General features: G+C 48.1%; 12 protein-coding genes. 2 read left to right on the top strand and 10 right to left on the bottom strand.

The features are described 5' to 3' along the window. Positions 1–266 precede the first annotated feature (266 nt). Both ABD931_RS28570 and ABD931_RS28565 read left to right on the top strand, forming a co-directional pair. Positions 267–1694, top strand: a complete 1428-nt coding sequence (locus tag ABD931_RS28570; protein WP_345271516.1) for a Gfo/Idh/MocA family protein — start codon at positions 267–269, stop codon at positions 1692–1694. 42 nt (positions 1695–1736) lie between these two features. Beyond that, a complete protein-coding gene (locus tag ABD931_RS28565) occupies positions 1737–2399 on the top strand; it encodes a 3-keto-disaccharide hydrolase (RefSeq protein ID WP_370469369.1) in 663 nt (220 codons plus the stop codon). Positions 2400–2551: 152 nt separating this feature from the next. Here ABD931_RS28565 and ABD931_RS28560 read toward each other — a convergent pair whose 3' ends face one another. The 10 genes from ABD931_RS28560 to ABD931_RS28520 form a co-directional block, all read right to left on the bottom strand. After that, positions 2552–3367 (bottom strand): hypothetical protein, encoded by an 816-nt coding sequence (locus ABD931_RS28560; protein WP_345271513.1) that lies wholly within the window; start codon positions 3365–3367, stop codon positions 2552–2554. A 72-nt stretch (positions 3368–3439) separates the two neighbouring features. Beyond that, positions 3440–3643, bottom strand: coding sequence for a TIGR04149 family rSAM-modified RiPP (locus ABD931_RS28555; RefSeq protein WP_345271512.1), 204 nt, complete (start codon positions 3641–3643; stop codon positions 3440–3442). A gap of 84 nt (positions 3644–3727) precedes the next feature. After that, on the bottom strand, positions 3728–5023 hold the full coding sequence (locus ABD931_RS28550; protein WP_345271510.1) for a beta-barrel domain-containing protein: 1296 nt from the start codon (positions 5021–5023) through the stop codon (positions 3728–3730). Positions 5024–5050: 27 nt separating this feature from the next. Beyond that, a complete protein-coding gene (locus ABD931_RS28545; protein WP_345271509.1) occupies positions 5051–7441 on the bottom strand; it encodes a peptidase domain-containing ABC transporter in 2391 nt (796 codons plus the stop codon). Further along, positions 7434–8498: a glycosyltransferase family 2 protein gene (locus tag ABD931_RS28540; protein ID WP_345271508.1), complete on the bottom strand. Its 1065-nt coding sequence runs from the start codon at positions 8496–8498 to the stop codon at positions 7434–7436. Before ABD931_RS28540 ends, ABD931_RS28545 begins: the two co-directional genes overlap by 8 nt. A 160-nt stretch (positions 8499–8658) precedes the next feature. Beyond that, positions 8659–9552: an OmpA family protein gene (locus tag ABD931_RS28535; RefSeq protein WP_345271507.1), complete on the bottom strand. Its 894-nt coding sequence runs from the start codon at positions 9550–9552 to the stop codon at positions 8659–8661. A gap of 216 nt (positions 9553–9768) precedes the next feature. Continuing rightward, positions 9769–10002 carry a hypothetical protein gene (locus ABD931_RS29355; protein WP_370469368.1) on the bottom strand — a complete coding sequence of 78 codons (234 nt, stop codon included), beginning with the start codon at positions 10000–10002 and terminating at the stop codon, positions 9769–9771. An 11-nt stretch (positions 10003–10013) separates the two neighbouring features. After that, positions 10014–11666 (bottom strand): vitamin K epoxide reductase family protein, encoded by a 1653-nt coding sequence (locus ABD931_RS28530; protein ID WP_345271506.1) that lies wholly within the window; start codon positions 11664–11666, stop codon positions 10014–10016. Between the two features lie 5 nt (positions 11667–11671). Further along, positions 11672–12109: a glycosyltransferase gene (locus ABD931_RS28525; RefSeq protein ID WP_345271505.1), complete on the bottom strand. Its 438-nt coding sequence runs from the start codon at positions 12107–12109 to the stop codon at positions 11672–11674. A 26-nt stretch (positions 12110–12135) separates the two neighbouring features. Next, positions 12136–13113: a glycosyltransferase family protein gene (locus tag ABD931_RS28520; protein ID WP_345271504.1), complete on the bottom strand. Its 978-nt coding sequence runs from the start codon at positions 13111–13113 to the stop codon at positions 12136–12138. Positions 13114–13172 lie beyond the last annotated feature (59 nt).

The raw sequence follows: 13172 nt of genomic DNA, 5'->3' as shown, positions 1-13172 counted from the left end.
GTAGCCATCGAAGTGCTTGTGCCATTTCCGGCTGCCCTGTAGGGGCAAGCCTCAAAAATAGGCTTGCCCCTACAGGGCAGCCGGAAATATTGCTACATGGCTAATGCTACAAACCGCTTGCTCCTACCGAGCAACAGGTCAGAATCCTACTAAACACTACAATCCCCTTACTTAATACAACTAATGACTTCCCACTATCATGCTCCTCCCTTGCCCCCTGCTCAAAATTTCGTAACTTACGGGTCCTAACTTAACCCGTTTGTTGGATGAACAATAGTGACCAGTCTTTTTCCGGCGGCAACCCTTCACGCCGTTCTTTTCTGAAAACATTAGGCGTTGCCGGTTCCGTGGCCGCCACTGCCCCGGCCGCTCTCGCCGAAACTACCGCGAATATAGCGGCACCCACGTACCTGAACCTGATTAAACGCCACAGCAGCACCGCAGCCAACGACCGCATCCGCCTGGGCCTCATCGGCACCGGGGGCATGGGTATCGGCGATACGCAAACCGCCCTGATGGTGGATGGTGTAGAAATGGTAGCCGCCTGCGATCTGTACGACGGCCGCCTGCGCCGGGCCAAAGAACTCTGGGGTGCCAACCTCCCCACCACCCGCGACTACCGCGAGATTATTGACCGCCAGGATGTAGACGCCGTTATCAACGCCACCACTGACCATTGGCACGAGAAAATCTCTACTGACGCTATGCGCAAAGGCAAGCACGTATACTGCGAGAAGCCGATGGTGCAGAAAGTGGAAGACGGGCATACACTGATTAAAGTCCAGAAAGAGACCGGTAAGGTGTTTCAGGTCGGCAGTCAGTTTGTCAGTTCCATCATTCAGGCTAAAGCCAGGGAAATCCTGAAGGCCGGCGACATCGGCGAACTGGTCTTTGCCGAAGCGCAATACGACCGCCACAGCGCCATGGGTGCCTGGCAATACTCCATTCCGCCCGATGCGTCTCCGCAAACGGTTGACTGGGATCGCTACCTCGGCTCGGCACCCAAGCGGCCGTGGGACCCACTCCGCTTCTTCCGCTGGCGCAATTACCAGGACTACGGCACGGGCGTGGCCGGCGACCTGTTTGTGCACCTGCTCTCGACGCTGCACTTTGTTACCGGCTCCAAAGGACCCAACCGGGTGTACGCCAGCGGGGGCCTGCGTTACTGGAAAGACGGCCGCGATGTACCCGATATTCAGATGGGTATTTACGATTATCCCAAATCGGCCGAGCATCCGGAGTTTAACCTGACGCTGCGGTCCAATTTTGTCGATGGCGGTGGTGGCGGATTTCTGGTTCGCGTGGTCGGTACCGAAGGGGATATTATTATGCGGATGGACAGCCTGATTGTACACCGCAACAAATTCCCGAAAGCGCCGGGCCTGTCCATCGACAACTTCCCAAAAGACCAGCAGGAAGCCTACCTGAAGGAGTACAACAAGCTGTATCCTGCCCAGCCGGAGATGGAAAGTCCGAAAGAGTTCGTGTACAGCGTTCCCAAAAACTACAAGGGCGACCGCTACGAGCACTTCGTGAATTTCTTCAACGCCATCCGGAACAACACGCCCGTGGTCGAAGACGCTACGTTCGGTTTACGCGCCTGCGGACCGACGCAGTGCGGCAACATGAGCCTGTTCCAGAAGCGAATTGTGGGCTGGGACCCCATTGCCATGAAAATCAACAGTGCCGTATAAACTCCTAAACAGACCATAACGATGAAAACAAAAAGTGTATTGATGAGCCTGGCTGCCGGTACCCTGCTGCTGACGGCGTTCATCACCAATCCCCAGAAGCCCGGCAAATGGGTCGCCCTGTTCGACGGCAAGAAGATTGAAGGCTGGCACAGCTACCACAAAGACAAAGTGGTCGGCTGGAACATCGACAACGGCACGCTTACGCCCGACGGCACCGGTGGCGACCTGGTCACCGACAAGGAGTACGAGAACTTCGACCTGGAGTTTGAGTTCAAGATTCCGAAGGGCAGCAATAGCGGGGTAATCTACAAGATCATCGACCGCGACGACATCAAAACCACCTACATGTCGGGGCCGGAGTACCAGGTAATCGACGATACCGGCTACAAAGGCATCACCGACAAGCAGAAGACCGGAGCCAACTACGACATGCAGGCTCCGAACGACCTGTCGGTAGTAAAACCCGCCGGTGAGTGGAACAAAGGCCGGATTGTGGTCAACAACAACCACGTAGAGCACTACCTGAACGGCAAGAAAGTAGTGGAGTACGAATATGGTGGTCCGCAGTGGAAGGAACAATTGGCCGCCAGTAAATTCAAGACCTGGCCCTACGCCACTCCCCATGCGAAAGGCAAAATTGCCCTGCAGAACCACAGCCCTGATGAGAAGGTGTGGTACCGGAATATCCGGATTCGGGAGTTGTAAGGAAAAATAAGAATAGTTTCACGCAAAGACGCCAAGGCGCAGAGGGCCTGACAAGCTCTTTGTGTCTTGGCGTCTTTGTTTATGATGTCAGTTTAGTTTATACTATGCTTATTTTACGTTATTTTATCCTACCATTAGGAGCGCCTGATTAACTACATAAAGTTAGATTTACATATTTTATACATAAATGTGGTTAACCTTGCATACAGGTAGGAGAACTCTTTTTTTTTGATTTCATCATTAGAAATAAAAAACTCTGTAGTGATAGGTTGAAAGTTATAGTAAAGGTCTACTCTATCTCCAAGTAGCTCAGCCTTTAATATATAACCATCACCAGAGTATCTGATATCCCAATTAATAGACACATTCACTTTTTCAGGGTTCTTCTTAAAATTATACTGAAATTTTCCTTGGCAATCTAGAAGTACTTTTTGGATGAGAACTTCTAAAGTCTTTTCCGCTTTATTAGTACTTTTACTTTTAAATCCACTCGATATTTTGTTATTAAATGTTTCAGAATAATTGACTTGTTTATTAGCCATTATCTTAAAAAAATCCTCATAAAGACTATAATATGTGCTTACTAGGCCCGCACTGTTAGTAAACAAACTAGTTAAATCTTTAAAAACATACTCAACTTCCATTATTAGTTTCTTATTGTCATTATCGATAAGTTGAACTACATCAGCGTAATCATAGTGACTATTAATCGAAGTATCTCGCTTGACTAAGATTGTATTTAGACTATATTGGTAACTCTTAAGTCTACTGACATTATATTTATCAATGTTTATTCTATATTTAGTCGATAATGAATCTACAACTTTACAAACTATTGACTCATGCAAGTGAAAAAGTTTTACGCTATCCGCCACTGTACTCGGAGGAACGTAGAATGAAATATTGCTTTGCGAAAACAAAGCGTTTGTATTTATTAAAAGGAAAAGGAAAACTAATATGAATTTCATGTTTTTATACGTTTTCAATGGTTAACTAAGCATAAAGAGCTAAAATTAGCTCTTTATGCTTAGTGTGGTTCACTAAGGAATTCGCTCAATACGAACTCCCTGACATTGAGGATTCCATTCATATGCATATGCAGCGTCATCAAAACTTGAATAACATGAAGAACCACCCCCAAAAGCCATAATTGTGCAGTATGAGTAGTCATACCCTCCTTTAATACTTTTCATCTGCTCTTTTGAAAGCAAATTTTCAGCAAACTTGGTCAACATCTGTTTCATAAAAAATTTAGTTTTTAAGTAAGACCTATTCTCTATTTTTGGGTAAAATTCATTTTTTCTCAACTCGTCGGTGCCGGATTAATGCTATAAGCTGCCGTTAGCTATACTCCGCAGTTGGTAAAATAGCTTTTGTAGCAAACGGCTATCTTCGGTAATAATCTCGGCCGATGCGGCCATGCCCGTTTTAAACGACAGCGACTGTCCATAGGTTGTTTCCAGCCCCTTCGGCAAGAGAACCTTAGCCAGAAACACGCTATCTTTCAGGGGCACTTCGTTAATGGTGGCGATTTGCCCCCGCACCGCTCCGTACTCCTGATAGGGATAGCCGGCAAACTTCACCAGTACTGCCTGACCAATTTTTACCTTCCCGAAGTTCTGCTGAGGAATCCGTAGTTCTCCAAAATAACCGGTGTCGGCCGGCGCGATGTAGAATAACTCCTGATTACTGCTTAGGTGCTGATTTTCCTGTAAGACAGACGGAAAATAAACACGACCACCCATCGGCGCGGTCATTACATATTTCATTCTCCAGGCTTCGGCCGCACTTTGCAGCGTGTTCAGGGCGTGCAGAAAATTGTCTCGCTGCTCAGCCACTACCTTGTCCAGTTCCAGAATTTCTTTATACCTGGCCCGTTGCGAAGTCAGATTCGTGATCAAGGCGGACGCCGTCTGCTGATAGGGAAATTTACGGGCCAGGTTCTTACTTTCTTCCCGTTTCAATTCCAGGGGCGCAATAACTTTCTCGGCCGCCAGTCGGCGCTGAACCTGGTAATCCTCTTCCGAGAGTTCTATATCACGCTGCTGTAAGGCTTGCTGTTCTTTTAGGTTTTCCGACAGGGCCTGCAAATCCGCTATCTCCTGCCTGAGCAGCACCTTCTTTTTACTGTAAAACCCGTTGGCCAGATAAGCCCGGAGCTGAATATAGGTTTGCTCGAAGGTCTGAAAAGCCGGCTGCAACTCACCCAGTTGATGATACTGCGCTAAGTTCAAAGCGGGTAAGGCTTCCAACTGCCCCCGTTGCGCCAGCGACCCCGCTTGCCTCAACGTCTGCATCAGCCGCAGAACCTCTTCGTGGTCAGCCGTGCTTTCCAGATACGCCAGCGTTGTCCCCTGTTGCACTGTGGCTCCTTCCGCAGCAAATAGCCTGACCAATTTCCCATCCGTGCGCGCAACCAGCGCTTTGGGAGCGTTGGCCGACGTAAGCTTAAACGACGCAACAACAAGCGTTGGGTAGCGGATTACCCAGGCTCCGGCAAACACCAGTACCAGCACGGCAAACACCAGGGTAATCCCCCAGCGCAACAGCCACCGGGGCGGCCGGGACAGTACCTCCTGGACTTCTTCCGAGCGTAATTCGATAAATTCAACAGGTTGAGCCATGGTGTAGCCTTGTTTAGTCCGGAATTATTACATACCCAGTTCCAATTGGTTTTTCACCAACTGCCAGTAATCGCCCCGACGCGCCACCAACTCCGCATGGGTGCCCACTTCGGTAATAACTCCTTTATCCAGCACCACAATCTGGTCGGCATGGCAGACGGTACTCAGCCGGTGCGCAACGATCACGACCGTTCTGCCGGTGAAAAACTCGCCCAGATTCTTCATAATAACGGCCTCGTTGTTGGCGTCTAAAGCGTTGGTCGCTTCATCGAAGAACATGTACTGAGGGTCTTTGTAGACGGCTCTGGCAATCAGAATCCGTTGCCGCTGGCCCTGGCTGATGCCGTTCCCTTCAGCCCCAATCTTGGTATGGTAGCCTGACGGCAGCGAGTCGATGAACTCGCGCAGGTTAGCCACCCGTACGGCATGTTCCAGCCGCCCGCCATCGATGCGGTCGACACCCACGGCAATGTTGCGGGCAATGGAGTCCGAAAAGATAAACCCGTCCTGCATCACTACCCCGCACTGACTCCGCCATAGCGCATGACCGACATTGCGCAGGGCGGCCTCACCCTGCGGGGTACCGCCCAACCGAATCTCGCCTTTGCCGGGTTCATAAAACCGGAGCAACAATTTCAACAGGGTTGTTTTACCGCTGCCGCTCATGCCGACAATGGCCGTGGTTTTGCCTTCCGGTATGTAGAGGTTAATATCGCGCAGCACCGGCTCGTTGCCTGCCCCGGAATAGGTAAACGACAGTCCTTGCAGGGCTAACCCTTTGCCGACAGGCAGTTGGTCCAGGTGCGGCTGGTCGGCCGGCTCCTCGTCAGTTAGTGTATGGATTTCGTTGAGCCGCTCCAGGCTGATTTTAGCGTCCTGTAGCCCCTGGGTGAAGCCGACTAGTTGCTCAACAGGGCTGTTCATCTGCCCGATAATATACTGCACCGCCAGCATCGCGCCTAAGGTCAACTGTCCGTTGATGACGGCCTGCGCAGCCAGGAAAGTAATGAGAATGTTCTTCCCTTCGTTGATGGCGAAAGCCCCACCCGTCTGGATCTGGTTCAGGGCCAGCCCCCGCATCTGTAGGCGGAACAGCCGGACCTGCAGGCGCTCCCACGCCCAGCGCATGGGCCGCTCGGCCCCCGCCAGTTTAATCTCCTGCATGCCCTGAATGAGCTGCACCAGGCTGCTCTGGTTTCTGGCGGCTACGTCGAACCGTCGGAAATCCAGCTTCCGGCGCTGCCGCAGAAACAGCACCACCCAGGCGACGTACAGCCCGCTAGTGGTCATAAAAATACCGAAGATACTTAGGTTATACAGCGCCAGCACCACACCGAAAATGACGAGGTTGACCAGCGAAAACAGCACCGTCAGCGTTTGCCCGGTCAGGAAAGCTTCGATGCGGTGGTGGTCACCGATGCGCTGCATGAGGTCGCCGAACTGTTTGGTATCGAAGAACGACACCGGCAGGCGCATGAGCTTGATGAGAAAATCGGATAGAATATTGAGGTTAACGCGGGTGCTGATGTGCAAGAGAATCCAGCTCCGGATAAACTCCACCGACAGCCGCCCGACCATCAGCATCAGTTGGGCACCCAGCACCAGATACACAAACGGCAGGTTCTGCGTGTTAACGCCAATATCGACCACCGACTGCGTCAGGAACGGAAACAGCAGTTGCAACCCGCTACCGACGGCCAGGGCCAGCACCAGTTGGGCCAGCAGCGGTTTATATTGCCAAAGGTAGCCTAGCACCCGCTCAAAGCCGTAATGGGTGGTGGGTTCATCCTCCTGCGCAAAAAAAGCCGGGGTTGGTTCCAGCAGCAGGGCAATACCCTCTGCGTGCCCATCCGTCCGGGCTGATAACCAGCCCTGGCAAAACTCCTCAGCCGTGTAGGTAACTAAACCCTTGCCCGGATCAGCCACATACACAGTGCCGGTATTGTCAGAAGCCGGTGCTCCAGTTCTAGTTCGCTGCGGCTGCTCTTTGAGCGGGATCACCAACTCGTCTTCCGTAGCCGGGAACGTTTCCAGAGCCGGCCGAATCAACGGCGCGGCATCGGCATCTGGTGAGACGGTAGGCCTGCGCCCGCCGGTAATCCGGCTCATCCAGCTTTTACCGGCTCCACTGATGGAATACACCACCACGAAGTGATTCTGCCCCCAGTGTACAATGCAGGGTAGCGGAGCCTCCTGGGCTAGCTTCCCAAAGGATATTTTAACACCCATGGACCGGAACCCAATGGCCTCAGCGGCTTCTGCGATGCCCAGTAACGATACCCCCTCCTTACCAATCTGCGCCTTCTCCCGTAGCGACTGTACCGTGTAGGAGCGGCCATAATGCTTTGCCACCATACGCAGGCAGGTAGGGCCGCAATCCATCATGTCAAGTTGGCGGTAGTGAGGGAATTTAGACATGATTTAAACTTGTTTCATCTGGTTTTGACTTTCCTTGAATCAAATGTTTTACATACGCATCATACGCAGGTGACGACTTTATAAGTCCTAAACCTTCTAATTGTTCCAGCCCCTCATATTTTACAGAACCAGGATGGTAAAGGTTTAACTTTGGGTGTTTTTGTAGCTTCTGCTGGTAAAGTTTGTAGTAAAAAGCGTTTCCGTAATGCTCCTCGCGACGACATTCTTCTTCGACCTCACCCACAAAATCGGATAAAAATTTCGTATGGAAAACAATGCCCTGTAACTCAGAAAGAATGGCCCCATCTATAGCATGCATTCCCTGAGATAAATAAGTTCCTTTAATGTTTTTAAAGATAGATACTTTAGAGAGTAAAGCTGGGGGAGTGCTTTTGCCAAAAATACGATCTCGCATACCTCCTGTAAAAACTGGAAATGAGTATGCTTTTTGAGTAGACCTGTTTAGAAAAGTAAAAGGTATTGTATAATAATCTGCATCGAAATAAGTAAGTATGTTCAGTGGATTGGCATTTTGGGTACTTTGGACTACCCTTACTTCTTTGTTAGCGTACATGTCCAATAATAGCGAACACATAGCAGTTTGCTTTTTGTCATCTAAGTACTGACATAGCTTGTTAAGCTTTATCTGATTAGAAAATGGATACGCAAATAATTCATCAATATCAACAACTAAACACCAATAGTTTTTTCCGTAATTTTCTAACAGATGTTCGGTCCAGTACCAATGATTTGTATAACTATCGGTTGTCTGAAATACATGAACGTTTTGGTAGGTTAAGGCTAACTCTGCTGATCCATCATTTGAGTTATTGTCAATTAAAAAGAAACGATCAACGCCGAGGTTTTTATAATACGAAAGGAAATAGGGTAACCGAAGAGACTCGTTTCGCATGATGGCGAAGAGACGGAATTCAACAGTTTGAGTAGAGATAGTATTTTTATTTAAAAGCTTTAGAATTTGGCTGCTCTTATTCATCATACTAGCATAGCGGGTACGCTTCCTATAAATACTCCATTCTTTTTGAACGTAGTTCATCCACGTTAAATAAGTATATCGCATATTCATATTTAATTCATTTGTTAATAGCTTGGGGTAATAAGTTGTCGCTTCGATAGAAACTGTCAAGAATTTTCATTAATCAAAGATTAGAACATTAATAAATTTATTAGCCCTAATATGTTGTAAGTCATATCAGTCAATTTGATAGGAAATTAATAGTTACCCGCCTATTCTTGCTTTTGTTCTCCTCTGAATCATTTAAAACCACCGGCGAATCAGGCCCTTTCCACATGATCTCAGTTCGGTCTGGGAGTATACCTTTGCGATTTAAATAATTTTCTACAACTCTCGCACGATATTCTGATAAAAGTAAATTTTGATTGCGATTACCTACGTTATCTGTATATCCAATTATAGTAACCTTTATATTTTCTTGGTTTAGTAAAACTTGAACAATTGAATCCAACCTTGCTTTAGCAGCTTCACTTAAGTCGTATTTGCTCTGTTCAAAGTAAATTATTGTTGAGTTTACTGGTTTTAAATTATCAAGCTTGTTTAAAGTTGAATTTCCTCCGGTTTTCTCTTTCCTAATTGTGTCAACTACTTTAAAGTTTAATCCTTGTTTAATTAGTAATTTTTCTTCAAATAGTATACTACCACTTGAGGATAAAGCTGTAAGTGTAAACTCACCTGGTACCATTTTTTCGTAAGTGAAATCTGACAAATCATCCTTTCGGCCAAAACCGAGACCTAAGCGAAAAGGAATATTCTTGGATAGCGTTCCAGTTATTTCATAGTTTACATTAACATTTGGTTTAGTAAAATATAGTACGAGATAATTGACTGTTGGATTTGAAGTAGAATCTTTTCTGATCATTGCTAGGTTGAAACGAAATAAGGCATTTTGCCTTATTTCCCCTATAATATTTACCGGAACCAAAATTGTTTTGTACCCTTCTGATTCAAAAGAAAGAAAATTAGCTGAGTCAGGCACTTGCACGTCGAAGGCATACTGAATTCCCGCCGTTTTACTTACATAGGTTTTTTTGCTACTTCCTATTACTCTTTTAGTTTTCTTAAATGTAGCCATTATTCGTACAGGTAAATCGCTTGCTGTAACTTCATCGTAACATATACCTCGAAGCTGAATCGAATTCGAGATTATATCGGGTTTGTCTTTAGAAAGATTACCAATATACAAGCAGAGAATCAAATTGAGCAGAAACATAGCTGAAGATTTCATTAAGGTTATTTTACTAAAACGGATGGTCTGAAGCGATCTCGCTTCAGACCATCCGATAACAGACTAACTACACCCTATAGGAGCAACATAGTACTTGTAATTACCGGATGACTCTGGTGGATTATTATTAAAATTACTTGCCATGGAAGATGCTTCAGAATATGTAAACGTTGCAGCCCCACAAGTTCCACCTGATCCATCCTGACGAGCGGAACATACCGAGCATGTGCCCCCGCCAACTACCCTTTTCATCTCGCTCCTTGTCAGAGCGGCATCAGAAAATCTTGATAACATAATTTTGAATAGTTTTAAAGTGAAATAATTGATTTATCTGAATTGGCCAATTCCGTTGTTTGGGGTACCGCTGGTAGGATGCGACACAAATTTTCTACATCGTTGAGCGTATAGGAGAGCGGCAGTTGTCGCCCGTTCAGGTAGATGGTTGGCGTACTTGTTATCTGCGCCAGTTCGCACCAGCGGGCATGTACTTCCAGTTGCTGAGCAGCATCTGAGTATTCGGCTGGGCGGTCTATAGCCCTGCTCCACTCAGCAATATCGCGGTTATTACGTTTATACCACAGGTGCATGGCCTGCCCGGCATCATCTGGGGCCAGGCTCAATATCTTCTGCATAATGGGAACAGAAGCCGCTGAACCAATAAAGACAAACAGACAGTTTATAGTATCGGTACGCTGTACCAACGCTTCCAGTTCTGGGTGTAGCCGTCGGCAGGGACCGCAAAGCGGATTCGTCACCACGGTCAGGGTGTGTCCCGCCTGAGCATTGCCCATCTCCACCACCCGCATACCCTCAAAAACAGGTGGCATCTGTGGTTGTCTGGCAAATAGGCTTTCCACATATTCCGGGTTAAATTTGGCTTTCTGTAACTCCCGGCGTAGCGGAAATATCTGCGTAGCTTCCTGTAGAGGTTTTTTCAGCAATACCCACAGCACTACCGGCAACAAAAACGCTGATCCAAATAGCGCTACCGTCTGCCAATTCACTATCAGCGTAAACGCCTGCCACTGGGTTGACCCAAGCGCAAACTCTACCCAAAGCAACGCCTGCACCACCAAACAGAGTGTACACCAAGATTTAGCTACGGCGTATTGGTAATAAATAGAATATACCGTATAGGGCAAGGCCAGTGCATTCAGCACCAACAGCCAGGACAGCACGGATGGTTGTGCAGTACTCAATCCCATCAGAAGCGCCAGAAAACTACCAGCAAAGTAGGTGAACCCAATCTCGGACCAACCTAGCCAACCCCATAGTTTTGCCGCTTTGGAGGTTAGTACGCTGTTGCAGTCCGTTCGATTATCGAGGCTGCACAGACTACGTAGCAGGCCGTTATTGGTATCACTCGTGTACCAGAGTAGTAGTGCTGTTATGCCAGTACCTACCACTTTGGTTAGCAACAAACTTAGCAAAGTTCCATTTCTGAGTGTTGTCTCGGGCAGGAACAGCCCGCCCAAACACAAAGTGCATAACATCAGACTAAAGAAAACAAACGGCAGGCGGACATAGGTCAATAGCTCTTCCCGCTTCCTCTGCTGATAGTTAGCTTCACCAGAGTTTTCGCTTGGCTCTATCAATAAGATAATTTGATTCCATTTGCGCGAAAATTCAGCTAAACTATCGCTTTGCCAGCCCCGGTTGGTATCCAGCCATTCTACCTGCCCATTGGCCACCTTTCGGATAGGAGCAAAATAGCCCCCGTAAATACTTAGATAGGCCATAGCTGGCAAGGGTATTTCGGTTAGTTGCTCCGGAATAATCCGCGTTGCCAGATTGGATACCTTCCATTCCGTCAGCACATCGCTCATAGAGAGCAGCGACGGAAAATCAGGGTGCAGATAAAGCTGCTCTTTTACGGACTTTCCCGTAATGGGTAGCCGGCTGGCCTGGATCAGATACGCCAGGGCGTCGTAGGCGTTTTTTTCAGTGGGGTTTAGCTTCATGGTGACTAACAGGTAAATAGGATTTGGTCAATCGGCTGTGGGAGGTGGGTAGCTCCGGTTTTAGCTTTAAACTGTCGGAGCCGGCTCTTAAATGATTTATCATCCAGCAATCTTTTCAGCTTGGTCCTCAGATCAGTTACGCGTTCGTTATGAAAAACCCCTCGTAGCCCCAGCCCATGATGCTCCACTTTCAGCGCATTGCCGGGTTGGTCGTAATGCGGATCAAGCGGATAAACCAACATCGGAACCTCGTAGTAAATGCTTTCTTTAACAGAACCCAGCCCACCGTGCGTAATAAACACATTGGCCTGTTGCAAGACCTGTAATTGAGGTACCCGGCTAAAAAAGTGGACATGATCGGGTTGCTGATGCCAGGCCCTGACGGTCTCGATCACCAACCTGTTCACGGAGCAAATCAGTTGCACGTTTTCAAATTGGCTCACCACGTCCAGTAGGTTTTCGATAAATGTCAGTAACGTCCGGTCGGGACCGGTGTAGAATGTACCGAAACTGCAATAAAAATAGGCTCACCCGCTTGCTTTCGGGCCAGAATAGCCGGCCACTGCCGCACAAAGTCCGGGTCTAACTCGGTATCGGTTCGGCCTTCCTGGATACACAGTCCCAGGTAATGCTGGTTTGGTTGCCGCACTTCAGGCGACAATTCAAATTCTAGCGGTGCCAGCAGCAGTTCGGGCACGTTGGCAAATAAGCGCGTAAACGGTGTTTCGATTACCTTATATTCATCCGACAGCCCGATTATCTCCTGAAGTTTCCGCCACTGATAGCGCATGGCGGCTCCGTACAATTCTGCACGTGGGTTCCTGATCAACCCTTTAAGACTGAATGTTGCCGGCTTTTTAGGAATGGGAGCGCTTTGTGGCCAGTTGTCCTCTGAGACAATAGGCAGGTTGCCGACCCGGTAGGTAGACAACATTGGGTTGCAGAACACCAGCCGCACATTTTCCCGATAGTCGTAAAGCGCCAGATAATCAGTGCTGCTGAATATATCTATGAGCACAACATCCGGTTGTAGCCGGGCCATCAACTCGTCCAACACCTGTTTGCGGTGGCGGTACACCTCGTTGTTACAGACTGAGCGTAGAACCTGCCAAAAACCAGCCTTTCTCTTTTTCGAAAGCAGAAAGCTTTGTTCCATACCCACCGCAATCCGGAATGAATCATTCATCACCGGTATGTACCCGTTTTCGGAGACAATATCGGCCAGCACCGGATTGGTAACGGCGTAGTAAATGTCGTATTCATCGGCCAGCCGGTCGGCCAGATACAGTGTTGGTATAATATAGCTACGGATAGACGCCGGGATAAACAAAGCTCGTTTTTTACGAGGCACCGCTTGTCCGGCAGTATCGGCCGGGTGCTTGCCCCGCAACGGTTCTTTCAGCGTTGTTTGGGTATCAGCGGGTAGCGGTATAGTGTAGCCGGCCATGATTTCTCTGTTGAGCGTTGAGACAAAGTTGACCAATTACCGCCTGGCCTCCAATCGTT

It is taken from the genome of Nibrella viscosa (genome assembly GCF_039541875.1).
GTDB classification, from domain to species: domain Bacteria; phylum Bacteroidota; class Bacteroidia; order Cytophagales; family Spirosomataceae; genus Nibrella; species Nibrella viscosa.
This window is presented reverse-complemented; position numbering and strand designations above follow the sequence as displayed.

Coding starts and splice junctions, on each gene's coding strand:
- ABD931_RS28570 (WP_345271516.1), top strand. CDS start 267: ATGAACAATAGTGACCAGTCTTTTTCCGGCGGCAACCCTTCACGCCGT.
- ABD931_RS28565 (WP_370469369.1), top strand. CDS start 1,737: ATGAGCCTGGCTGCCGGTACCCTGCTGCTGACGGCGTTCATCACCAAT.
- ABD931_RS28560 (WP_345271513.1), bottom strand. CDS start 3,367: ATGAAATTCATATTAGTTTTCCTTTTCCTTTTAATAAATACAAACGCT.
- ABD931_RS28555 (WP_345271512.1), bottom strand. CDS start 3,643: ATGAAACAGATGTTGACCAAGTTTGCTGAAAATTTGCTTTCAAAAGAG.
- ABD931_RS28550 (WP_345271510.1), bottom strand. CDS start 5,023: ATGGCTCAACCTGTTGAATTTATCGAATTACGCTCGGAAGAAGTCCAG.
- ABD931_RS28545 (WP_345271509.1), bottom strand. CDS start 7,441: ATGTCTAAATTCCCTCACTACCGCCAACTTGACATGATGGATTGCGGC.
- ABD931_RS28540 (WP_345271508.1), bottom strand. CDS start 8,498: ATGAACTACGTTCAAAAAGAATGGAGTATTTATAGGAAGCGTACCCGC.
- ABD931_RS28535 (WP_345271507.1), bottom strand. CDS start 9,552: ATGGCTACATTTAAGAAAACTAAAAGAGTAATAGGAAGTAGCAAAAAA.
- ABD931_RS28530 (WP_345271506.1), bottom strand. CDS start 11,666: ATGAAGCTAAACCCCACTGAAAAAAACGCCTACGACGCCCTGGCGTAT.
- ABD931_RS28520 (WP_345271504.1), bottom strand. CDS start 13,113: ATGGCCGGCTACACTATACCGCTACCCGCTGATACCCAAACAACGCTG.